Here is a 23,548-nt window from a genome sequence, read left to right on the forward strand (position 1 = left end):
TCGCAACCACGGGGCCTCGCCTTGAAGGAACCGTCACGATGATCGAAACCGAGACCCTATTGGAAAAATGCCCCCGCTGCGGCGCCTCGCCGATGGCCGCGAACCTGCAGCGCACGTCATCCCCACAGCCGGATATCCGGTTCAGGTGCCCAAGGTGCCACGGTGACGAAGCGGGCCGGCTGCGGCGCTCGTTCGTGCCGCGCGACCCGCCTCGGACTCTTGATGCGGCCTGAGATGAAGATCCGCTCCCATTCCGAAAGCCACATCGTCGAAATCGAAGACGGCTCGCGCTGGCAGATCTTTCCGGGCGATCTCGACCTGACGCTCGACTCGTCCAGGCCAAAGATGAGGTCGCCACCCACGAACTGCTGGGGGCTGGCGGGAAGGTGCGTGTCAGGCCGGTCGGCGACAGTTGGCCTGCGAAGGACACCAAGGATGCGCTGAAGGACGGATGACGCGCTTGCGGCTACGGAGGAGGCCGCGACCCGCCTGGAAGCGGGCTAGAATTGCCATGGAAGACGGGAAGACCCGATTGCTCGCCGAAGCCCAGAGGTGCAGGCGCTTGGCTGCTTCCATCACCGATCCGGAGGTGATCGAGCGGCTCGCCGCTCTGGCGGAAGAATTACGATAGCCGGGCCAATGCTTCGCCGGTCCCGAAGGACGGGTAGGGCTGAGTCAAATCTCGCCGGAACCGGAGAACAGCACGGCGGGCGGCGTCGCGCGCGGCGGCGGAATGGACCTTCCGACGGGAGATCCGGGTCTGCTCTTGGCGTCGTACCTCTTGGCCAGATCGAGCAGTCTTCTGCGCGTAAACGGGTCTGCCTTGTCCGCCAGATCCCGCGCCCGCTGCGCGAACCCGCTGTAGAACTCTTCCATGACGCCACCCTGCAACAACACCGCGGGCGCCGATCTTCGACGGTCTTCGGCGTTCGCGTCAAGAGATCGCTTGTGCCCGCAAGGCAAAGGGCACTACGCTGATCGCGGCGGGGGAAGCCAATGTCGATGCTGCATCCTATCCTGAAGCCGTGCCCGCACTGCGGGCGGCCGATGAAGCTTGTTCGCGACGCGGCCGCCAGAGGCGGCGAGCGCTACGTCTGTCCCGAGTGCGACGACGACCCGTTGCACGATCCCGCCGCCCGGAAGTGGGTGGACGGCCCGCTGCGGCCGCCGGCGAAATAGGGGTCCGGAAGGACGGTCTGGTCTGACGGCCAGGAAGACGCTGGGACTGGCAAGTTCCTCATAGGCGCACCAACTCCATTATTGTTACCGAACATGGGAGGTGCGAGGTGTCGACTGTCGCAAACCTGCTCGCGCGCAAGCAGGCGCTCATGGAGCGACTGGAGAACGGTGCCGGACCGAACGAGCGCGAGGAAATCGAGCGTCTGCTCGCGCAGATCGAGACCGCGCTGAACTTGCTCGAATCGGGAAATGCCGCCCCGCGCGAGGAATGATCTGGCCGCGCCGGTCGCGGCGCGGCGAAAGCGTGGGCGCCTAGGAACGGCAGCCGCCGCAGCCGGTTTTCGTGAATGCCCCGCTATTACTTTGATACCTCCGACAACGAGAACTTCGTCTTCGACGACGTCGGGGTGGAGATCGCCTCGTTCGAGGACGTGAAACGGGAGGCGTCACAGGCCATGGCGGACTTCGCCAAGGACGTACTGCCAGGGTCCGAGGTTCGCAACTTGGCGATCGAAGTCCGGGATGACGCAGGGCCCGTTCTCCGGGTGGGCCTTCGCTTCGAGATCGAGCACGCGGCTGTGCGCTGACGCCGGGGCCGGGCGATACCCCTCGCAGGGTGAAATGCTCCCGCCGCCCGTCGGCCATGTCGGAACCGGACCGCCTCGTTCGTCTTGAATCCAGGCCCCAACGGAGTTCTGCGTACATGGCCCCGCGTGCCAACTGGAAAGGCTTCCTGCGTCTGTCCCTAGTGACCTGTCCGGTCGCGCTCTATCCGGCCACCTCCGAGTCCGAGAAGATCAGCTTCAACCAGCTCAATGGGCAGACCGGACATCGCATCAAGTACCTGAAGGTCGATGCCGACACCGGCGACGAGGTGCCGAACGAGGACATCGTCAAGGGCTACCAGCTTGAGAAGGATCAGTTCATCGAGGTGACGAAGGAGGAGCTCGAGGAGATCGCGCTGGAGTCGACGCGCACTATCGAGATCGACGAGTTCGTCGACAAGTCCGACATCGACCCGCGCTACCTGATCCGCCCGTACTACATCCGTCCCGACGGCAAGGTCGGGCACGACGCCTTCGCGGTGATCCGGGAGACCATCCGCGACATGAACAAGGTGGCCCTCGGTCGGGTCGTGCTGACCAACCGCGAGCACATCATCGGGCTCGAGCCGCTGGACAAGGGGCTCGTCGGCACCCTGCTGCGCTACCCCTACGAAGTCCGGAGCGAGCAGGAGTATTTCGAGGACATCCAGCAGGTGAAGCTGACCAAGGACATGCTCGACCTCGCAAAGCACATCGTCAACCAGAAGGCGGGGCGGTTCGAGCCGGAGAAGTTCGAGGATCACTATGAGACCGCGCTGATCGACCTCATCAACAAGAAGCGCGCCGGCAAGCCGATCACGCCGAAGGAGCGTCCAGCGTCGACCAACGTCGTCGATCTGATGGAGGCGCTGCGGCGGTCCGTCGGCAACGAGGCCGCGCCGGCGAAGGCCGCAAAGCCCACCAAGAAGCCGCTAAAGGCGGCGGCCGGCCAGAAGGAAATGCTGATGCCGATCGAGGGCAAGAAGACGGCGAAGGAAGCTACGGCGAAAAGGCCGGCCAAACCGCAGCGGAAGTCTGCGTGATTTTCTACAGCAGGAGGATTGGAACGAACGGGTTCGCGAAACGTCGAATCCAAGCCCCCGGCCCCCAAAAGCCCCATCCGGGGGAAAACCTACCCCAAGGTTGGCGGTCCGAATGCGCAACATAGCGCAAGGACCGTTTGCGCCCGAAGGAGGGAGCAATGAACAATCGCATATCGGACCGACGGATGCCGACCGTTGCCCAACGGGAAGCCCGCAAGGTGTTTCGCGACACGCGCGCGGAGGCGCCGGTCTCAGAGCATGAGCGCGACCAACAGGCATTCCATGCAAACCGGGAGCGCCTGAAGGCGGAGCGGATCGCTCGAGAGGCTGCAGCGAAACAGAAGCCAAAGACCTGAAAGCGGTTAGCGCCAGCGGGCTCCCGTTCGATGGAGACGATTGCGACGTCCGCTCCCATCACCGAGATGAAAAGCGGATGCCACCTCAATTCCGCCCCTGCGGGAGCGAATGCTCGAGGAAGAAGCGCAGCATTTCTCTCGTTGCGTCCGGTCCGTCCGGATCGGTGTAGGAGCCGGCGGGGCTGCCCCCCGACCATGCGTGTCCGGCTCCGTGGATCTCCCAGTGCTCGAGGATGCCGCGTCCAGAGACGTCGGTATGGGCCGTGCGAGTGTAGGCATGCCCTCCAGGTACCCGCCCGCGACGCACCTTCGTCGTCGTGCTTGTCCCACCAACGGATTGCCGGACAATTCGCGCGGCGTTTTTCGAATGCACCGTATTGTCGCGGTCGCCGTGGAAGACGATCGTCGGAATGGATGGGCCATCTGCCGGCCTTACATCGGACCCGCCGCCTTGCTTCATGGCGATCAGTGCCGAGGAAAGGTCGCTGGCTGCTCCGCAGGCCAGTCCGGAATGAATGCCGATCGCCGCGTACAGGTCGCCATACGTCGATCCCATGACGGCCGCGGCCGCGGCCCCGGCGGACAGTCCGGCGACGTAGACGCGTTCCGAATCGACCGAATAATCGCACATGATCTGGCGGGTGATGCCGGCGATGAGCGAGGGCTCGCCTCCGTCGCGCTGTTGGTCGGCCGGACGAAACCAATTCCAGCATTTCGCCTGGTTTGCGTCGGCCCGCTGCGCGGGATAGGCGACGAAGCAGGTCTGTTCTTCGGCGATGAAGTTCATTCGCGTGCCGGCGGCGAAATCCTCCGGCGACTGCGTGCAGCCGTGGAGCATGATCACCAGCGGAATGGGCTGGCCATGATAGCCGCTCGGGATGAAGAGCCGGTAGGCGCGGCTTCCCGCGCCGTTCGCGTAGACGCCTTCGACGAACCTGGCGCCGTCCGGCACGATGTCCGCCATGGGAGGCGGCGCACGCCTCAGGGCTCCTCCCAGTCCGAGCCCGCGGAGGTTTTTGGCGATATCCACTGCCGGCTGGGCAGCCCGACGCGGACGCCTCGTCTCGGCGGCGTTCGCCTTGGCGTCGATGGTTGGCGGCTCTCGTCCTGACGCAAGGGCGGCGTGGTCGACCGTCGGTGCGGTAGCGCCGCGCTCTCTCTCGCCCCGAAGCATGCGCTGAAGCAGCGCGGTGGCCTCGACGAGTTGGCCCGAGCGTGTGAGGCGTGTGGCTTCGCGAATGATGTCCTGGTTCAACATGACCTTACCTCGTTCTGTCGGCGAGAGCGGACTTGACCGCCGGACTGGCATGCAGGGCCCCCAGCACAGAGACCGATGCAATCGTCGCGCGGGCCAGCTCGGGCGTGACGTCCTGCGCGATGGTGGCGAGACCCAGAACATTGATGTGCAGCATCTCGCCCGCCCGCCGCGCCGCCTCGAGATCCTCGCGGCTGTAGTTTCGCAAGCCCAGGTCCAGGCTCTTTCGCGCCGTCGACTGCTTGACCACGTCGGCATGGCGTTCGAGCTGGTTGCGGATGGCGGTCCGGATGAAATCCGTGCGGTTCGAGTAGAAGCCTTCCTGCACCATCAAATCGACCTGACCGAGATCGACAAAACCAAGATTGATCGTGATTTTTTCCGAGTCGGAGGGCTTTGGTCGGATTTCGTACATGTTGCCGACCATCGTTATTACCATCCCTTCGCCATCTGAGCAGATGGTATATGGATGGTATTCGTCAGCCCGCAAGACCCCACTTGCGAAAGTGCGATCCGTCCGGGGCGGCCAGCGCTACCCGCATCGCCTTCTGCAGTAGCAGCGGCAGAGGCTTGCGGTTGATCCCGAGCGTCGGGAGCAGCTCATCGACAGATTAGAGGAGCAGAGGCGTGACGCTCCGGAGGGTTAGGCCCGCGATTGCGGTCGTGGCGGCCCCCGGATTCCTACGGTCGCCTCGCTGCGTGATCGTTTACGATCCGCAATTATATTTTAGCCCATGAAGGTCGAGTACGATCCCGAGCGCGAGGCGTTTGCGGCCATGAGGCTCGCCGCCGAAGCCGATGGAGCTGAACGGCAGAGATGGATCAACGCCGCGCTGGCGTGGATCGAACTCATTCGCCTTCGTGCCTCGGCTTGCTGCGAGGGCGGCATGAAGGACGAGGCGGCTTAGTCGGCCTCGGGCGGGCACTCCGGGCAGGTGTAGCCGATCGAGTCCAAAACATCGCGGATCTCGGCGACGGCCTCGTCCGGAGCGACACCGGCCGGCGAATCCCGACGTGCGATGTCGAAGGCCCGCTCGCGAGCGTGCGGGTCGGCGCGGTCCTGCATCCACCCGTGCTCTTCGCACTCGCGGATGGCGCCGGCTTCCTGCAGCACCGAGATCGCCCAGCCGCGCAACGTCCGGAGCGCCGGCCGTCTTTCCTTCGTCATCAGCATCGAGATCGCTCCTGCCGGGACGAATCCTTTCGCCCTCTCGCTCGTTCCGGGCGGTTACACGGGGCAGGGATTCGGAATCGGCAGGGCTTCGGCTTGTCCACTTGTTTCGAGCCGCCACGATTGGCAACGCGCTGTCCTTAGCGATGTTACGGCGCTCGCAGCGGAGTGCACTTTTCGTCACTTGCATCAAAGCTTTGCGATGACGGCTTGCGCTCCGTGAAGGCCTTGCAAAACAGGGGAAACTTCACGCAGCCGGACAGGCTTGAACTGTTGCCTCGATCTGCCGTCGTATTGATTCTATTATATTTTTGGATTTGGAAGTCCGTTCTTGTGTGGCACTCTCGAAAACAGCGAAACGGAGTCAGTCCGCGGACTGATAAGCTTTGGTCGCAAACGGAGTCAATTGGCCAACTGATAAGGTAATATGCGAAAGCTTATCAGTCGAGGCGGGTAGCTCGCGAGTGCGTCATCTCTCAAAATCACAAATCAGGGAAGCTCTTGGGATTCGCCGTGTCGCGAGCTCGGGCTTCAGTTGAAGCTTTCATCGCTGTTTGAGAAAGAACGGGGGCCCCGAGAGAAGCGGACCAGACGCTGCTGCCGTGAGAGGCCCCCAAAGCGTGTGATGGCAAGCCGGCTCTGGCGGGCTTAGATGACTAAGTTTCAGTCCGGTGTATGATTTCGCCTGGGCGGAGCTTGATTCGTCATGCTGGAAGCCATTCTCCTGTTGCTGGGATTGGGGCCGCGGCTCTGCTGCTGATTGCGTTTTGGGGACTGCATCATCACGTATGACTGCGTCTCGGGGCCGAGCGCCTCAAGCCCGCCGCTTCACGCAGCGCGGCTTGCTGCACGCGACTGTGATGGCTGTTAAGAAACGCCATGTGAAGTAGTTCACAAGCGGGGAGGTATTCCTGAGCGTAGCGTGCGCCCTTCCACCGGAGAGAAGCGCAATGACGTGGAAGGCAACCTATCGAACGCTCGCGCTGGCCGCCGCTGTTCTAGTGGCGGCTGGTACCACAATGGCCATCGGTACACCTCGTGGAGTCCATGAATCAATGTTGGGATCCGATTGGCAATGCAGCCGGACCATGCTGCTCGTGACCACGTGTGTGCACTGAACCATTGAGCGGAATAGCTGCTAGACCCGCGCTCGGCAAAGCTAGCGGGCGCTCGTTCACACATCTCGGCTCTAAGGAAGGTCGGCCTAACAATCGGTTAACGAAGAGTCCATAACATGTTCCGCCGTTGACCTGCATCCCGTCACCGCATGACGAGGTGGGTCTAGGACGGTGCCGTTACCATGGTGGACCTCAGGGAAAAATTGGACAAACTCCGTGCCGATGCCGCGGACCTAGCCCTTATGAGCAGGCGAACGAGCGACCCGCAAAAGCGCGCACTTTTCGAACGCTTGGCAGATGAGCTCGCTATAGAGGTTCTCGAACTCGAGCAGGTGGTGAAGCTGCGGAGCCGGCGCTCCGGTCGCAGCGAGATGGACAAAGTCGTGCCCCTCCAGGCGCGTCCAGATCGTCGCTGACACAATTCCGGCTTCCTTTGGGCCACCGCTTCAACTCGCGGCCTCTCGTTCACAGCTGGCGGTCTTCGTCCTACAAAGGGGCTCGGGATCTCGGTCTACAGTCTAAACTCCTCCGGCTCCTGGGCTGGCGGGTTTTTCACGGAGCAGCCTTCTCGGCAGCGATGCCGAAACGTTCGCAAGCGAGTGCGAAAGTGTCCTTCGACTAGGATCTTCGAAGCAGATTTAGTTCCAACCTCGGCACGGTCTGTCCACCAGCCGGCCTGAGCTGCTTTGGCAATTTGAGAAGCTTCGCCCCGTAGGGGGTCGAGTCGTTTTCCAGCCGCACATGAACGAAAATATCGGCCCTTCGAATCTCGCCCGGCGACACGAAGTCAAAATACAGGTCCATGAAATCGTTTTACGGAAGAAGGAAAAGGACCTGAAACGCAGGCTGTCTACACTGTCAAAGTCCGCTATGGAGGGACTGGAGCCCCCACTGCAGTTGCAAAAGGAGGAGCGATCATGCGTGCACGTTCCACTCTGAGCCTCGTCGCGGTTCTCCTACTCGGCGTCACCGCAAAGCTTACTTTCGTCGATGCCCATCTCGCGCGGGCAGTCCCGTCGAGCACTAGTGTAGATCTCCAAACTTTACAGCGAAGCGTCGCCAATCTGCCGCTACAGAATGTTCAAGACATGACGTTCGTTTTCGCCGATTGATCGGCGGCTTCTGGAGATCGCCAAGCGAGGCAATGCGCAATCCTGACCGGCCGGCAGGGAACGCGCCTGCACGACAAAACACTGGCCGCCGAGCTCGTGCGCAAGGTCGGTCAACCGGCGCCGAGGACCACAACTACGCTAGGTCTGGTTGCGGCCGGGCTCGGTATTGCCATGGTCCCTTCGACCATGCCAATCGTTCGATCGCCGGGATAGCCTTCTACGCTCAACCGATGTCTGCATTGCCGGCGCCTTCTGCTAGCTCCAAGCTTGCGGCGCGTGGCGTTTTGCGGCGAGAACGTGTGTGATTACCTCGCCGCAGAAGCGGGCTGGGCATCGTCCTTGCTGTGGCCGAAATACGTCTTCGTCCACATCTCGGCGGTGAAAAGGCCGGTTCTACCTCCGTCGCAGAGGGCGCAAAAGTGAGCTTCGACGTCGTAAACAATCGCGGCAAACGCTGAAAATCTACGGCTCGGGTGAGCCTTTCAAACCGCGACCCAACTCGCCCGGGCGGCTGGGCGCCTGTTCGTTATCACCGCTCTGTCCGCATATAAGGACTGCGCTCTGAGACCAATCGAAGGTCGGAGTCGGCGGCCAAGGTCAGGGAAGCCTCAATCCGGAGCGGGTTCTCCGGGCGGCGCTCAGCCACTACAGCCCAAGCAACGACGCCGAGTGCGGAAAGAGCTGCCGCTAAAGTCCAAGGATGCCGCATAATAGCGTCCTCGTTAGGCTAGGATCAAAGTTCCGATCACGTCGAGCAGCGCTTGGTGCTCCGGACCGTTTGCGCCGTCCCGCAAGAATTTGCCGATTTCAATGTACGAGACCGGCATTCGGCTGTGCTCGAAGCCGGGTGTCGCGTCAAAAACCAGACGTCGCGATTACTGCTTTCATACAGGACCTGATCGGTCATGGGGAGCCAATGGTGCTCGCACTATTCGGTTCCTGTTGGGCATCGTTCCGACTTCGGCCGGTCAGTTGGCAAGCCCCCGAAGCCCGGCAAGAACCCGGGAGTGCCTGCGCGCGCACCGCGGGGACGCGGCCGACGTGCTCAATTGGAACCTCTTCCATGATTGACGTGTTCATCGACAAACAACTCATAGGAGTTTGCCTTGAACAGAATCCTTTTGTCGCTCGGAACAGCAGCCTTAATGGCACTCTCAATTGCCAACGCATCTGCGAAGGAAAAGCAAAGCGAAACGTTCCTCAAGAAGGCAATCGAAGGCAATTTCGCTGAAGTTGGCATGGGAGAGCTGGCGCAGCAGAACGGTCAAAGCGATGTCGTCAAGTCCTATGGCAAAATGCTTTCCACAGACCACGCTGCCGCAAATCAGAAGGCTTTAGATGCTGCCCAAGCGCTGGGAATGAATCCACCAAGCGGACCGAACGCTAAGCAAAAAGCTGAACATGACAAGATGTCAAAAATGTCCGGCGCAGGGTTCGACAATATGTTCGCGACTCACATGGTCGCAGACCACCAAAAGGATATCGCCGAGTACAAGAAGGCATCCAAAAGTAAAGATGCTGCCGGAGAGTATGCGTCCCGCCAAATAGATACGTTGCAAAAGCATCTGAACGCCGCAAAATCATTGAAAGCCGGTCACTAATCCACACCTAATTCGCTCGGCAGGATCTCGGCAAGGCAACTTCACGGCGGTCCTTCATGACGCGAAGACTACTTGGTCCGCCCCTCTAGTGGGGTAAAGCTGAGATTGATGAAAAATATACAGCTCAGTTGCGTTGAGGCCGTGATGAGTATTTCCGATTGATCTTTCCAGGCCGCTGCTTTGCACAAAGTATCGCATTTCTCGAAAGGCAAATTGCTGAATTAAACGTCCTGCGAAACCGGTTAGCGTAAGTCTAGTTGCGTCGCGCTCCCACCATCCCGTTGGGCAGCAGATACGCAGCAGGTACTAAGTCGTTTGCCATTGGAATCCTAAGAACGTTGGCGCGCGGCTAATCGACCGCTGTCACGTTCTGGTTGGAGAAAATGCGCGCAGGGTTGCGCGCTACAAACTTTGTGCTAAACGGCGCTCTAAACATCGAAGGAGCGCAGAGTGGCCAAGAAGGCAAAGAACGTTCGCCGTGAGTGGACCAAGGAAGACATTAAAGAACTGAAGGCGCATTCCAAGGCCCGGACGCCGGTTGTCAAAATCGCTAAGATGACTAAGCGAACTGAGGGCGCACTACGTCAGAAGGCGATTGTCCTGGGAATTGGACTCGGTCACCAGCGGTGATCGCGAGGCCAGCAACCAATGGGCGGTTGAGTTTGGAAGTTACTCTACACCGCAGTTGCGCGCGCTCAATTCCAAAAATTGGAGGTGAGCGTGTATTTAATTGAGTCCTCGTTATTCTCATCGACGTCAGCGTAGCGGTCATGATCGCCCACACGATGGACACGAAGCGTTCTCGAGATTGCGCTTGCGATTGGATCTATGCCGCGGCTTCCGGTTATCAGGGGACGCGGATTCTGAATTATAGGCCCTGCGCAGCCTGCGAGCCGAAGTCTTCCAAGCAAAGCACATGGTCGGGGTCCGAACGGTCCAAGGAACGGGCGGCGGCGGCGCTGGATAAATCCTGTAGGAATGATATCGCCGAAAAATCCCGTGATCTCCGAGAGCGCCTGCTGAGCGAGGAGCGATGAAGCGCCGACGCCGGACGTTCAGAATGCATCAGTGGCGGCTAGGCGGTTGAAGCGGTAACCGAGCATCAACTGTACTGCGTTACGATTGGTCATCGCGGGTTGGTGACAAGTACCGCGGTACGCAAGGGCAAAGAGAACGTGTCGGCTCCAGGTCGACGGGTTTTTTATTGGGACCTAGCCGTCCTGGCAGCTGATGCCGAGTCCGTCGCAGGTGAGAGCAAACAAATCTTTCGATTTGGAATCCTCGAAGCAGAACCTGGTGCCGATCTCCGCGCGGTCGGTCCACCAAGCGACATTAGCTCCTTTTGCGATGCGGGAGGCTTCGCCTCGTAGCAGGTCAAGCTGTTTCCCAGCAGCACGGACAATCAGGCAATGCTCTTTGGCCATAAAGGTCTCCAATGGCAATTTGGAAGCCGGAAAAATGGTCGACACAAAAAGGGAAAACTGGCGGCGGAGAGCAAATCTACTTGGGCATTGGACGCAGCCTCCCGTCAGCGCGTAGGCCGCAGCAGGGGGACTGCTGCGGTCAGCGCAATGGTCAAAAAAGCCGGGTGAAAAGATCTAAGTGAAATATGCGGCCAGCCCGGTGACGCTGACACTACCGCAGCATTTCTGAGACGCAATATGATGCAATTCACAATTTTCAGCAGGATGGGCCGGCGAGCTGGCGGGCCTTCACCTCTGAGCAGAGCCCGTATGTCCCCCAACGGCCCCTTCCCAGGCGCAAGCTGACAGATTCTCGCCAATGGCGGCCTAAGATCTTCGCCGTTGGCGAGTGTTGCTAGGTCCATCAGCCGCGCCGATCGTGCGGAACGTCGCGGCACGGACCGCGGGCGCCGTATCAGAGCGGGCCTGTGGCTCGTTTCTAAAGCTCCCGTCCCATTGCGCAGACGGTCCTTCACCTTGACCCAATGCTGCTGCTTGCCCCTGCGGTACGGGCGGTCGCGATGCTTGGAAATGATCCCTTCTAGCCCCATCCGGCAAGCTGAGACCGAGACCCGTGAGCCGTCCTGCGAGGATTGCCACACACCGACGAGATTCCGGGCCACCATCTTCGATCTCCGCAAGAGCGCAAAGATCCACGTGTACGACTGCCCAACCTGCAAGCGCCTCTACTGGAAAGAGTAAGGCCCCCTCAGTTGGCTCGAAGTATCTGTAAAGGAACGATTCTCGACCCCAGAGAATTGGGATTTTCGTCTGTGGCGCGATACGCTAGTCGCGACATCCACCCGGGACGGCCCATCGTCTGACGCGCGTTTGGCGATCGGTCGGTTCTCGCAAGCGGCGCGCTGAAGTCCTTCTAGGAACCAGTAGCCAGCGGCCGGTTTGGTGTGTGCTCTGGCACTTCAGCCCCCTGCCGTGCCAGGGCGCAACGGCTCCAGTCACCGCCAAATGACTGGGGCCACTTTCGATGCGGTCAACAAATGCGTGGGCACGGCAATGCGTTATGTTGCGTACGCGGTCGATCTAAACGGTGTTGCTCGCGCAGTTTACGAGATCGATTGCCCGACCGACAAAGACGCTCAAGCTCGGGCCAAGAAATTCTTAGACGCACATCCTTCTGTTGAGGTGTGGGACGGGCCGCGCAGAGTTGCCCGGCTGATGCGTGAGAGTTCAGATGATAACGGCGGCAGAGGATCACCCGCAGCGCCTTGATTAGCTCGGAATCAGCTGCTTCTCCGATTTCAAGCGCACATATGTCCCACTCTCGTGGAGTTCGAGCCAGCCTTGCTGGACGGCATACTTGATACCAGCTCCGAACTCTGAGCCGTTGCCCCTCATCGTGTAGCGAAACGGCGCGTTGATCTTCTCGATATGGATAACCCGTCCCGAACCGGCTCGATGCGAGCTGGACCAGCTGCCGGGCGGCGGCTTCAGGATCTGCATAGGGACGTGAGGCCGCGAACTTTGTCATGCTTCATCGCTCTCAGGTCGGCGGCCCGTGATTGCCATCTTCGGATTACCTCGCTCGAAATCGGGCCGCAAGTCCGCGCCACGGCTGCCGCACCCCTGGCATACGAACTGCGGTTCGGTATCAGATGACGGCACTTCGTCTCCAGCGATTGGCATTCAGCGCAACGTGAGGACCGCAGTGGCGGTAGACCCACGATCCCGCGTAGGCCCATCGCGCGCATCTGGCCGAAAGTGATCTTCATCGGCCGGCCGTCGGCCTGCGTAGGTGTGTGGCGTCGAACAGAACGAGGCATACCGCTACCGAAGCGCGGCGCCGCCGAGAGTCAAATTATCAATCCCTTGGGGTTCGGAACGCGAGTGAGCTACTGCGCCGGCCCAAGCATCCAAGCGGGTTGAAGACTGCCCACACATGATTGAGCGCGCTGCGATTGTCGGCGGTAAGGCCTAGAGGGTGTCGCGCATGACTTCATCGAGAACCTATTAGCGGCAGTAGGTGGCTTTCTGCGAACCGTTGAGCTACGTCGCGGCCAAGATTGTAAGTGTGGCAATGCAAGCGAGGGTGGCTTTGTGCTTTTGCAGAACCTTCCAAACAACCTTCGGGAACTCGACGGGCACATCATCGTGATGAACAGGTTGTCCGGGAGAGACGACCGCGTCACGGCGGAAGCTTGCGAGGCAACTGGAAAAGTTGCCAGTTGAGAAGCTCACCGGGAGCGGGTAGCCGTCGCATCACGTCATTACCGCGAGACGGTGATCGCGGCACCATGTCAGCCAACCGTCGCCCCTAACTCCTGCCGTACTGGTCTTGATCGTAGGCCTGAAGGATGCGGACAAAATCGGCCATGCTGGATCGATCCCGATTTTCGGCCATAGCCGCACCCTGAGTATCTGACGCGGGTTGGCTCCCTTGCCAAAACCGCATTAGGAGATCGGCGATGTTTTTCATGGCGTACTCTCCGCAGCCAACTGTCGCAGTAGACAGGAGCGGCAACGCGCGGCTCGATCAAGGGAAAGATCGGCGGGCGCTACGCCGCCGACCTTGTCCTGCAACTGCCTGCTCGTGGGCCGGTTCCGTTGCCTTTCAATCCGCATTCATTAAGCACCGAGCACTTCGTTGACGCCATTGCGCGCGGGTATGAAGTGATCCTACTGACGTACGCTCGAGCTAGTGAATGGGTGTAGGTCGACCAGACTTCGGTTTAATCCCAGGGTGCACACAAAAGAAAGGCCGCCTGCGTTGCCACAAGCGGCCAAGTCTAGGGAGGAAACGCCCAAGGAGGGCAGCGATAGCGGGAGCGCTACCGCACACGCTTAAGATAAGATGATCGCGGCCGGCGGCTCAATTGAGGGTAGGTAAACGTCGGGTATCTAGAGGGGTTACGGACCGATACGAAGGTTTACGGCGGTGCGCGATGTCTGCTGCCACTCCATCAAAGTGTGAGCGGCGGACCGCAGGCGGGCCCTCACGACCGCCGAGGAGCGCGACGTGTGGATACGCCCGCCGTGGGACGAGGCGAAGACGTTGCAGCAGCCATTGCCGGATGACGCCCTCAAGATCGTGATGCGCGGGGCGGAGAAGGAAGACAAGTCGGCGGCATAATGAAGCTGGCTGACTCGCGCGCCGACTCCATCCTACAAAACGCATCGCGGCTCCGCCGCGGTAAGCTCGCTCGTCACTATTCCCCCTCACTGCGGCCAAACTTTGTAGAGCGTAGTCGATCATGATCAGTGAGCCGATTGCGACTGCCACCGGGCAGACAAACGGCAACTCTTCCAGCGCGCCGATAACGACCACCCGGACGCGGAGAGTTCTCTTCGTATGCGCATACCGCCAGCCTGCCGCACCCATCGGAAATCTCCGTTTGGCCCCCAGCAGCAGCGGGCTCACTCTTCGTCGCGAAGATCTTCGGCTATAGCCCATTCGGATGTAACCCTCGATCAAGGTGAAGGAACCCTTGCGTTCACAGGCCAGCAAGTGCTGCTCGCGAACTGTGAGCGTGGCCGCAGGACGGCTTTGGGTCAAAATGCGAAGACCTCAGAGCGAGCAATCCAGTCCGCTCGCGGACATTAATGCCTTGTGCCGCGACTTCGCAGATGGGGCCAATAGCTGACATCGATCACACGATGCGCCATGGTACGTCCCAGCTACAGCGCCGTGCTGCCGCGCCCGTCGGACGCGTGATAGGCAGGGACGCCGCTTGTCCCAATGGATAACGTAGCGGTCGCGCAGCGGCTTTCTTCAGTGCATGACGCGCGAAGAATAGTACAATTATGTATTGGACGGCAAAGCAGAATCTTCTTAACCTCCGCGAGACATGTCCAGCCGGTGATCTTCCTTCTCGCTGGCATCTGGGGGGCAGCCGCAGCGGCTTCCGGAGAGGCGGGTATCATTGCCGGCGTCATGCGAGGCGAACCATGAAAATGAGATCGCTTGCTCTCCTCGGCGCCCTCTCGGTCATACTGCTTGCGCCCGCCGACGACTTGTGTGCGCAGCAGCCGGACGCATCCGCTAAGCGACGCGTGATCGTTTTTGTCTGGGGCGGGCTGCGCGCCGACGACCTGGCACCAGAGATCACGCCGAACTACTTCGCGCTTGCGCGAACTGGCGTCGTCTTCGCCGACCATCACGCGGTCTATCCAACCTTCACGATGATGAATTCCGCCTCCATCGCCACCGGCGCCTATCCGGGCGCACATGGGTTCTACGGCAACGTGGTGTACGCGCCGCACGCGAGCGGAAAGAACGCGAAAGGTTCCGAGATCGACTTTTCGGCGCCGGCCTTCATCGAGGATTTCGGCGTGGTGGAGGCGGTGCGCGAAGCCTACCAGAGCAGGTTGACGCTGGTTCCGACACTGCTGCAGACGGCACAGGCCAAGGGCCTGTCCACCGCAGCGGTGGGCAAGTTCGGCGCCGCCTTCATCCAGGACTACCGACGCGGCGGCATCATCCTCGACGAGGACGCGGCGATACCGTTCGCCTTCGCCAAGGAACTGCAGAACGCCGGCTACGCGCTGCCACGCAACAGCGTTAACGCCCATCCGGCGGGTGCATTGACGTTTGCCAAGGACAACGGCGATCCCACTGCGCCGATCCCGATCCAGCGGCTGAAGGACGGGCAGACCGCCAACCCGCTTGATCGCAGCGGCGCGCTGTCGCGGCGCGGCTTCCGCTACCTGACCGACGTATTCGTCGACTACATCCTACCGGCCAAGCAACCCGACCTGACCGTGTTCTGGTCCAAGGAGCCGGATGCCACCAATCACGCCTATGGACCGGGGACTTACAATTCGATCGACGCCACCCGGATGAACGACGAAATTCTGGGACGCGTCATGGACAAGCTTCGCCAGCTCGGCTGGGAGCAGTCGACCGACATCATCATCACCCAGGACCACAATCACAGCACGGTTTCCGGCGACGTCGGGCACTTCCCGCTGCGCGACATCGCCGACGGCGGCGCCGGCGTGCCCGATCCGCATGGCTACTCGGTGTCGGGCTTCGTGCGCACGGCCGAGCTCCTGACACGCGATGGGCTCAAGGCCTACGACGGCGCCGGCTGCCGCGCGATCCCGATCCTGTCGGGCATCCTGCCCGATGGCATGCACCTGCAGCCGCTGCGGCGTGACGAGGATGGAGGCGTTTGCGGCAAGCCGCAGCAGCTTACCTCTCCGGCCTTCGTGGTACCGAAGCCAGTCCCGGCGGGCGCGGTCGTCGCAGCCGCCAATGCCGGTAGCGACTACCTCTTCGTTCCGGACGGCAAGCGCGACGTAGTGAAGGCCGCTGTCGCCAGCCTACAGGCCCGCCAGCAATTCGGCGCGATCTTCGTGAGTGACCGCTACGGCGATATCGTTGGCACGCTGCCTATGAGTCTCGTCAACACAGAACCGAAAGTAACGGGACGGGCGCCGGACATCATCGTCAGCTTCAATTACGACGAAACCATCACGGTGGCTGGCAACCCGGGCATCAGCTACGCGAGCTCGGTGAACCGTCGCGGCGACCACGGCAGCTTTTCGCCGACCGACACGCGCATTTCGCTGCTGGTGCGCGGGCCCGACTTCAAAGCCGGCCTTTACGACACGCTCCCCACGGCCAACGTCGACATCGCCCCGACCGTCGCGCATATCCTCAAACTTGACATGCCGGACACGCTGGGGCGCGTGCTGGACGAGGCGCTGCAGGGAGGCCCGCCGGTCACCGACTTCAGCGTGCTTCGCAAAACACACCGGTCTTCGACCCGGACCGGCTTGACCGTAAAGCGGCCGACCGATCTCGACGGCGGCGCTACCGATCCAAGACTCACCACCTATGCGGTCAAGCTACAGACCAAGGTGCTGAGCTACGGCAGCAGGAGATACACCTATCTCGATTATGCGAGAGCGATCCGGGAGTAGGGTAGCGGTAGTTCGTCGGCTTTGGGTCAAAACGCGAAGAACTCAGGTTGAGCAAATCTGGTCCGCTCCGGCTCAACGAGCGGACTACCGACCGCCGAGGCGCAACTTCGCCGATGAGCCATTACCGGAAGTGGTCCGGCGCTATCCATTGCCTCGTCCGCGATAATGAGTGGCCATCGTCCGCCGCAACTGGAGGGGATCAACGGTCTTTGCGACGTGCGCGGTCCATCAGGGCCTCGACTTTTGGCAATATGCGCGTGACGACTGCTTCGATTCCGGCCGCGTTTGGGCGCAGGCCGTCCCGCGCCTTGAGCTGAGCATCGTCCACAAACGCGTCGTCGAAAGCCGGGTAGAACAGCACGTTGTATTCGCTGGCAAGACCAGAGAACATCGCGGCAAAAGCTTTCTCGTACTCGTCTCCGAAGTTGGTATGAGGCCGCGCTCCGCAAAGGAGTGCGACAATTCGCCGGGTTTCCAGGTTGCGTAGAATCGCCGCGAGCGCCGTGCGAGTGACATTTGGCTCGGTTCCCCTGAGCATGTCATTCCCACCGAGCTCCAAAATCACCGCATCGGCATCGTCGGTGACCGATTGGTTCAATCTAGCAAGGCCCCTTGCCGCCGAGTCGTGATTCACGCTGGCATTGACAACCTTGACCAATCGACCTTTGGCCCTCAATGCAAATTCAAGTTTGTCATGAAAGGCATAGCCAGCGGGGAGATAGTACTCGGAAGTGAGAATATCTCCGAGCACGACGATCTTGAGCACCCTTTCTTCGGCGCGAACGCTGTGGCTTGTGGCCCACCCAAGTGCAATGCAGACCGTGGCGACGATGACTGTCGCGCGAAGAGTAAGCGTGGCGGTGAATAGCGTGATGGACGTTCCCAGTCTTAATTTCATCGTGCTGCCTCGTTGCGATCAACGTGAGCCTTTCGCGTGCCTGAGCACGCAGCGCTCAATGAGAGACCCGCACAAAAGAACTGTCGGTTTTGTTGAGTGTTGCGACGCCCGCCGATGGCAGTTCCCGCTGCTCATTCGCTCGAACGGAGACCTCGGCACGGCCCGAAAAGCAGCTTAGAGAAGACTAAAGGATGCCATGCCTTTCCAAAAGACATTCTCGGCCAGGATGACGCATAACGATCCGGTAAACCAATGGCTCCGACGTCCGAGATGGGTCAAAAGCAGCGGTGGACGCCAAGTTGGATCGGCGTCCGGTTTGTCCCTGACAGCCGACATACCACGCGCTCGATCGACCTTAGTGGTCCGCAGGTGGACCATCGGCCGACCCCGCCCGCGATAGCTGAGGCGCAGCCTATCCCGTGCCTACCTCACCAGGTCCCACTTTACGTTATCAAAGGGAATGTAAGCGTTGTTGTTGTACCCGCGTCGCTGCTGGTCTGATCGACGGTACCGCCAATTTGTCTCGCCAAAGAGGTAATCAGCTTAAGGCCCGACCCGCTTTCGTTTGGATGTTGAATGCCGCGACCGTTGTCGGTCACTGTCAATCGGGCCTCGCCGTAGCCGACGCCTCCCACCAAACTTACGCTGATCCTGCCTCCCTCTGGACCGAACGCATGTTTGATGCTGTTCATCGCAGTCTCATTCAAAATGAGGCCAACCGGGAGGGCCCGATCGATCGCCAACTCGAGTTCGTGGCACTCGACGTCTACTTCAACCTCATCCACCTGATTGCGGATCGCGCTGCAAAGAGCCCGGATGTAATGAGAAAGTCTGACGATCTGCCCTTCTTGGCGAGGAGCAAGCTGATCATGTGCGAGCGAGATGGCGTTGATGCGGCTGGCCACGTGGTCCAGGGCGCGGTGTGATTCCGAGTCAAGATAGCGGCGCTTCTGGATGGAAATCGAGGACAGGACGAGTTGAAAATTGTTCTTGACCCGATGTTGCATCTCCCGAAGCAAGATCTGCCCCTTTTTAACCTCGGCGACCGCAGCCATAAGGCTTGCCTGTTCGTCCGGTCGCGCATCGCGACGCAGCACAGCACCTATCAGCGCGGCGGCGGCGGTCAGAAACTCGGTCGTATCCTGCGAGAAGTCTCTCGGCTTCGTACTGTCCACCTCCAGCACGCCCCATGCGGCACCGCCGATGAGGATCGGGACGTTGCTGACAGCCACAATGCCGTGCTCCGCCAAGAATTCGGAACGAACAAATTCCTTCTGCTCGGCGAAATCTCTGATGCTGACAGGCTCGGCCGTTAGAAAGGCGCGGCCAGGCGGCGAGCGGAGGTCGGCCGACAGCGTGGCGGTGCGGACGGCACTCTCCTTCCAGCCAACTCCCGCGATCAACAGAAGATCAGACGTGTCTGGACGATATTGAAGCACCTTAACATGGTGGATTTCCACGGCTCGGGCAATTCGCAGCACGGCTTGGTCCAAGAAGCGCTCCGTTCCGGCGTCTTCGACCGAAAGACGACCGATATCGACCAAAATGCGGATGTGGCGCCGGACTTTGTCCAGCACATCGCCGTCAATGTGTTCGGTCGGGTGGTCCTCCATTCGTTTCTAACATCGGGACTCATGAATTGTGCCTAAGTTAGCGCGTCACCAATCGCCAAAGCGCACCAACCGTGGGTAACCCGAATTGCTTGCTCCGTCGGCAGGATCGCATGGCTGCGCTCCTACCGTAGCGGCAACAGCGTCCGCAATTTAGCCCTCAACTGGTCGACCGAAAATGACTTGCCGATCGCCAACGTACCTTTGGGGGCTCCAAAAAGAGATGGGATCTCCAGGGGAAGGCTTGCTGAGCTGAGCTCCGCAGAGAACTTATGCGGGTTTGATTCTTGAGACAAACAGCGAGAGAAACACAGTGGCGTCGGAATGCTACTCGATAATACCTCAGTGACGGCGCTCTGGATGATGTTTATCGGCGCCTTCATCTTGGGTGGCACAATTCTCTATGGCGTCATGAAGACGGGAAGGTTGCGCCGCAGCGAGCGTGCGCAGCTCGACCGAAACCAGAGATGGCGCAGCGCCGGGACGACCCGGAGAAAAGAGCCCCTCGTTAGCAAGCGGCGCGTCGAACGATCAAACGTAAGATTTAGGAACTTAGGCCGGAATGGCGCTCCGCTTATTCCGTAACACCCGCACGGAAGCGTTCAATGCGCGAGGTCCGAAAAGGGCCAAAAGCAGCGGTGTACGCCAAGTTGGATCGGCGTCCGGTTTGCCCCTGACAGCCGACATGACACGCGCTCAATCGACCGTCGGCTAAAGGGCCACAAGGCGACATTCGAAAGGAAAAGGCTTCGAACCGGTCTCGTCGAAAGCGGCCCCGTGCTTGGATGCGGGCACCCGTCTCGGAGATATCGCGAACGATGCAATTAACGGCCGACGAGCCGAACACAATTTGACCGGCCTTGATGCGACTGCGCTCGGACTTGTTCTGTTCTCATAGGACCAAATACCTTGACCTATCGCACCGGGTCACCGTGTTAGCAGAACGAATGACGGCCAGTTCCCGCTAAACTCCGGTTCCATGGAAGTGCGCGACTTAATAGGGCTTGCTGGAGGGCAAGACACGGCCATCTACCTGCATTTGCAAACCGACGGTATGGCACCGAAGGAGATTGCCTGCATTGCAAAGGCTTACGAGCAAACGTTGCGCACCCTTTGTGTTAAGGATCGCGACGATCCACTCACGGAATTGGTGGCGAAGACAATCATCAAAATAGCTCAAACCGGGATCAAAGACCCTGCACAGATTTCAGCGCAGGCAATCAGCGAACTCGAAATGCGCTAGGTAATCTCGGCCCAAGACCGCTTGAAACTGAAACACCTCCGCGATCGGGGGATTAGCTACTGGGCTGCGGGTTTTCGCAACGTGCGAGGCGCGCCATGACCCCTCTCCCGGTGGGCGATGTGTTTCTCACGGTCGGAATCATGATCGTGACGTTCGTGGTCGAGATCGCCCTTTTCACCTTGATCGGAATGTCTGAATGGATGTTCGGCTATTGGGCCAACTGCGGAAGTCTCATTCGACTCACTTCGTCAGCGAGGGCGAACCGCGTGCGTGGGATATCAATTCCCAGCACCTACAGAGATTGAGCAATAACTCGAACTTCTGACGTATTTTATCTCGGTGATCGCGGAGCGCCTCAAACTGCAAGCCGTAGGATATGGCCATTCAGCTGCTACTGGACAACGCGCGTTCTCGACTGCTGAAGACCAGCGCAATTCCGCCGAGTATCGCAAGCGATGATATGGAAAGGCGAAGGGAGAGTGCTTCTCCGAGCACCAAGGCGCCTGCCAGTGCCGTAATGACCGGAACGCTCAGTTGCACCGAGGCGCCTTGCGCAGGCGTCAGACCCGGGAGCGCAGCGTACCAGATCGTATAGCCAATTCCGGAGGCAACTGCGCCAGAAAGGATCGCAAGGGCGATCCCCCCAGAGGTGAGGTCGGTGCCGAACGACAGAGCGCCCAAGGAAAGGCAAATTGCGATTGGCAAGGAACGCGTGAAATTGCCGGCGGTCGCCCCGAGGGGATCCGCAATGCCACGGCCGAGCAGGGAGTAAGCGCCCCATGCAGCGCCGGCAGTCAGCATGAGACACGCGCCCGTCACAGACGGTGCCGATGCGCCGGGAGCAACGATCGCCGCCAGTCCCGCGACGGCAATAGTGAATCCGAACCACTGCAAGGCGGATAAGCGTTCGCCGCGGACGAGCCCATAGCCGACCATTGTCGCCTGGACCGCGCCAAACAAGAGAAGCGATCCCGTACCGGCTGGAAGCGAGACATATGCAAAGGAGAATGCGACCGCATAAACGAATAGCGCTACAGATGCAGGCCACGATCCCCCCGGCCGTTCATGCTTCCGGCGCAGCGACAACATGAGGCACAGTACGCCCGTCCCCGACGCAAGACGTACAAGGGTAAAAGTGGCCGGATCGATCGCAGCATGGGACAGGGCTAACCTGCAAAGCACCGAATTTGCTGCGAACGCAGTCGTCGCCAAACCGGTCAAGGCAATTGTCCCAATCTTGATGCAAGGCTGCTTCATTTGTCATTCACCCGGCCATTGGATTTTCCGGCTGCGCGAGAACGGCATTTTGAAGAAGCGCGGTTGTCGCTGTAACTGATGCATCAAAACCGCACGATGACCCGTCAGCTGACTACGGCACGCTTCGCCTGGCCGGCCACGCGCTGCGGCAGCGCCATCGTGTAAGTCGTCGCAGTTCCAACCACGCAGCTTTCCCCGCTTGCGTTGCGGACGACGGTCTCCAGCTTGCAGATCGGCTTGTCATCCCGGACGTGCTCGACTTTGACGCTTGCGGTAATCGTCTCTCCGACGCGGACGGCCTTGACGAAACGCCAGTTGGTTTCGAGAAACACCGTGCCCGGCCCCGGGAGATCCTCAGCAACGACGGCGTTCATAAGGCCGGTCGTGACGCCGCCCTGGACGATAAGCCCGCCGAAGGGCGAATTGGCCGCCAGCTCGACGTCGTAATGGATGGGGTTCTGGTCACCTGTCATCTCGGTGAACATTTCGACATCTCGCATTGTGGTCGTCCGGGTCCTTTCCGCGCGGCGACCTGGCACGGGCCGTCCGGCCAGCGTTCGAGTCCAGGGTGAATCGGTCGACATTTTCGTGCTCCTATGCTGCGAGGGACGGCTCTTGTGACAAGTTCGCGACGTAATTGGCCTCGGCTTTCATGGCTGCACTCAGATCAGCATGAAGCTGCTTGACCTCGTCGATGTCCCACAGGAACGAGGCGATTGCGTCGGTGGCGCGAAAAAGCGGCAAAGACAGTTCGTCGCGCTGGCGCTGATAGGCCTCAAGCCCGCGGGTGCTGCCATCGGCGATTCCTCGCGACAGCAATTGCGCGTCGCGAAGAGCGTCCGTGATCCCGTGTGCGGTCAGGGGGTCCTTGAAATAGCCGGCATCACCGACAAGGGCCCAGCCTGCTCCGTGACATTGTCGGAGGTAACTCCTTGCTCCCCCAAAGATCCGCAAGCGGCCGAGCAGCGTGGCCCTGTCAATGTCGGCACGCAGCTCGGGAAAGCTCGATGCCAGCACCTTGATGAAACCGCGCATGACATCGCCGCGAAATGTCGCGACGAATTGCGAAGCCGGAACCGCCGCGAAGACGCAGTGACCGGCGTTCGTTGGAATCACGCCTGCCGCGGCGTTTTGTGCGAAATGCCAATGCAGGCCGTCCCAATCCAGTCCTGCAAAGTAGCCAAATACGACGCCAGAGGCGTTGAATCCTTCGACGGTGGCTCTTGAATTGACGAACTGCGCGACGGTCGACTGGCGGCCGTCCGCACCGATAACAATATCCGAGCGGATAATCCTGCACGCACCGCTGCCATCTCTCAAGGAGGCGCCAATAGCCCGGCCGTTCGATGCAAATTGCAACTCGGAAAGTGCGATGCCGTGGCGAACCGCCGCGCCGGCGTCGCGGGCCGCGTCAACCAGCAATGGGTCGAGTATGATGCGTCGTGGCGCCAACAGAAAATCGACGCCATGATCCGGCTTTATGTCCACCCGAACGGCCTCGTCGCCATAGTGAAACGTGGTCGATCGAATCACGGGCGTTCCCGCCGCCGCAATGTTCGGAACCAGTCCCCAGCGTGTGAGCTGCATGACCGCAGACCGCATCAGGGCATGCGTCGATATGGTATCGGAGCCATAGGGCTGACGGTCGACCACCAGGACCTTTGCTCCCGACCGCGCCAACAGGAAGGCCGTGGCAGCGCCCGCACACCGTGCGCCGACCACTACCGCGTCATAATGAGAGTCGAGACTATGCAGGTCGTTCATGGCATTTGCTC

General features: G+C 60.3%; 21 protein-coding genes. 10 read left to right on the forward strand and 11 right to left on the reverse strand.

Features of this window, described 5'->3' with window-relative positions; all coding sequences use genetic code 11:
- Positions 1–675: 675 nt before the first annotated feature.
- Complete coding sequence (locus A3AS_RS0132530; RefSeq protein WP_018321670.1) at positions 676–876, reverse strand: hypothetical protein; 201 nt, start codon at positions 874–876, stop codon at positions 676–678.
- 120 nt (positions 877–996) lie between these two features.
- On the opposite strand from A3AS_RS0132530, the gene A3AS_RS0132535 reads away from it, so the two are divergent.
- The 5 genes from A3AS_RS0132535 to A3AS_RS47820 all read left to right on the forward strand — a co-directional run bounded on the left by A3AS_RS0132535 (position 997) and on the right by A3AS_RS47820 (position 3,162).
- A complete protein-coding gene (locus tag A3AS_RS0132535) occupies positions 997–1,179 on the forward strand; it encodes a hypothetical protein (protein WP_018321671.1) in 183 nt (60 codons plus the stop codon).
- A 107-nt stretch (positions 1,180–1,286) separates the two neighbouring features.
- Positions 1,287–1,451: a hypothetical protein gene (locus tag A3AS_RS48595; RefSeq protein ID WP_018321672.1), complete on the forward strand. Its 165-nt coding sequence runs from the start codon at positions 1,287–1,289 to the stop codon at positions 1,449–1,451.
- A 75-nt stretch (positions 1,452–1,526) separates the two neighbouring features.
- Entirely contained in the window at positions 1,527–1,766 is a 240-nt protein-coding gene (locus tag A3AS_RS0132545; RefSeq protein WP_018321673.1) for a hypothetical protein, read from the forward strand.
- A gap of 116 nt (positions 1,767–1,882) precedes the next feature.
- Entirely contained in the window at positions 1,883–2,806 is a 924-nt protein-coding gene (locus A3AS_RS0132550) for a Ku protein (RefSeq protein WP_018321674.1), read from the forward strand.
- A gap of 185 nt (positions 2,807–2,991) precedes the next feature.
- Positions 2,992–3,162, forward strand: a complete 171-nt coding sequence (locus A3AS_RS47820) for a hypothetical protein (RefSeq protein WP_018321675.1) — start codon at positions 2,992–2,994, stop codon at positions 3,160–3,162.
- Between the two features lie 85 nt (positions 3,163–3,247).
- Here A3AS_RS47820 and A3AS_RS0132560 read toward each other — a convergent pair whose 3' ends face one another.
- Positions 3,248–4,420: a PHB depolymerase family esterase gene (locus A3AS_RS0132560; RefSeq protein ID WP_018321676.1), complete on the reverse strand. Its 1,173-nt coding sequence runs from the start codon at positions 4,418–4,420 to the stop codon at positions 3,248–3,250.
- Positions 4,421–4,424: 4 nt separating this feature from the next.
- Complete coding sequence (locus A3AS_RS0132565) at positions 4,425–4,844, reverse strand: CopG family transcriptional regulator (RefSeq protein ID WP_018321677.1); 420 nt, start codon at positions 4,842–4,844, stop codon at positions 4,425–4,427.
- Positions 4,845–5,151: 307 nt separating this feature from the next.
- On the opposite strand from A3AS_RS0132565, the gene A3AS_RS48600 reads away from it, so the two are divergent.
- Positions 5,152–5,325 (forward strand): hypothetical protein, encoded by a 174-nt coding sequence (locus A3AS_RS48600; RefSeq protein ID WP_018321678.1) that lies wholly within the window; start codon positions 5,152–5,154, stop codon positions 5,323–5,325.
- Here A3AS_RS48600 and A3AS_RS0132575 read toward each other — a convergent pair.
- A complete protein-coding gene (locus A3AS_RS0132575) occupies positions 5,322–5,591 on the reverse strand; it encodes a hypothetical protein (RefSeq protein ID WP_018321679.1) in 270 nt (89 codons plus the stop codon). The genes A3AS_RS48600 and A3AS_RS0132575 overlap by 4 nt on opposite strands.
- Before the next feature lie 3,333 nt (positions 5,592–8,924).
- On the opposite strand from A3AS_RS0132575, the gene A3AS_RS0132595 reads away from it, so the two are divergent.
- Together A3AS_RS0132595 and A3AS_RS0132600 are read left to right on the forward strand one after the other, a co-directional pair.
- Positions 8,925–9,419 carry a DUF4142 domain-containing protein gene (locus tag A3AS_RS0132595; protein ID WP_026202598.1) on the forward strand — a complete coding sequence of 165 codons (495 nt, stop codon included), beginning with the start codon at positions 8,925–8,927 and terminating at the stop codon, positions 9,417–9,419.
- 450 nt (positions 9,420–9,869) lie between these two features.
- Positions 9,870–10,049, forward strand: a complete 180-nt coding sequence (locus tag A3AS_RS0132600; RefSeq protein WP_018321683.1) for a hypothetical protein — start codon at positions 9,870–9,872, stop codon at positions 10,047–10,049.
- A 581-nt stretch (positions 10,050–10,630) separates the two neighbouring features.
- On the opposite strand, the gene A3AS_RS0132605 is transcribed toward A3AS_RS0132600, so the two are convergent.
- Positions 10,631–10,843, reverse strand: coding sequence for a hypothetical protein (locus tag A3AS_RS0132605; protein ID WP_026202599.1), 213 nt, complete (start codon positions 10,841–10,843; stop codon positions 10,631–10,633).
- Positions 10,844–13,154: 2,311 nt separating this feature from the next.
- Complete coding sequence (locus A3AS_RS48605) at positions 13,155–13,316, reverse strand: hypothetical protein (RefSeq protein WP_198293743.1); 162 nt, start codon at positions 13,314–13,316, stop codon at positions 13,155–13,157.
- Between the two features lie 1,469 nt (positions 13,317–14,785).
- Between A3AS_RS48605 and A3AS_RS0132630 the strand changes: the two genes are divergently transcribed.
- Positions 14,786–16,765, forward strand: a complete 1,980-nt coding sequence (locus tag A3AS_RS0132630) for an alkaline phosphatase family protein (RefSeq protein ID WP_018321688.1) — start codon at positions 14,786–14,788, stop codon at positions 16,763–16,765.
- A 199-nt stretch (positions 16,766–16,964) separates the two neighbouring features.
- Here the strand turns inward: A3AS_RS0132630 and A3AS_RS0132635 are convergent, their stop codons facing one another.
- Together A3AS_RS0132635 and A3AS_RS0132640 are read right to left on the reverse strand one after the other, a co-directional pair.
- Positions 16,965–17,663: a GDSL-type esterase/lipase family protein gene (locus A3AS_RS0132635; protein ID WP_018321689.1), complete on the reverse strand. Its 699-nt coding sequence runs from the start codon at positions 17,661–17,663 to the stop codon at positions 16,965–16,967.
- Between the two features lie 443 nt (positions 17,664–18,106).
- Positions 18,107–19,276 (reverse strand): sensor histidine kinase, encoded by a 1,170-nt coding sequence (locus tag A3AS_RS0132640; RefSeq protein WP_018321690.1) that lies wholly within the window; start codon positions 19,274–19,276, stop codon positions 18,107–18,109.
- Positions 19,277–20,252: 976 nt separating this feature from the next.
- Here A3AS_RS0132640 and A3AS_RS0132645 point away from each other — a divergent pair.
- A complete protein-coding gene (locus A3AS_RS0132645) occupies positions 20,253–20,516 on the forward strand; it encodes a hypothetical protein (protein WP_018321691.1) in 264 nt (87 codons plus the stop codon).
- A 384-nt stretch (positions 20,517–20,900) separates the two neighbouring features.
- Here A3AS_RS0132645 and A3AS_RS0132655 read toward each other — a convergent pair whose 3' ends face one another.
- The 3 genes from A3AS_RS0132655 to A3AS_RS0132665 all read right to left on the reverse strand — a co-directional run bounded on the left by A3AS_RS0132655 (position 20,901) and on the right by A3AS_RS0132665 (position 23,537).
- Positions 20,901–21,737, reverse strand: coding sequence for a DMT family transporter (locus A3AS_RS0132655; protein ID WP_245283337.1), 837 nt, complete (start codon positions 21,735–21,737; stop codon positions 20,901–20,903).
- Between the two features lie 140 nt (positions 21,738–21,877).
- A complete protein-coding gene (locus A3AS_RS0132660; RefSeq protein WP_049815051.1) occupies positions 21,878–22,357 on the reverse strand; it encodes a MaoC family dehydratase in 480 nt (159 codons plus the stop codon).
- A 10-nt stretch (positions 22,358–22,367) separates the two neighbouring features.
- Positions 22,368–23,537 (reverse strand): NAD(P)/FAD-dependent oxidoreductase, encoded by a 1,170-nt coding sequence (locus tag A3AS_RS0132665; RefSeq protein WP_018321695.1) that lies wholly within the window; start codon positions 23,535–23,537, stop codon positions 22,368–22,370.
- Positions 23,538–23,548 lie beyond the last annotated feature (11 nt).

Source organism: Bradyrhizobium sp. WSM2793 (assembly GCF_000379585.1).
In the GTDB taxonomy this organism is placed as follows: Bacteria; Pseudomonadota; Alphaproteobacteria; order Rhizobiales; family Xanthobacteraceae; genus Bradyrhizobium.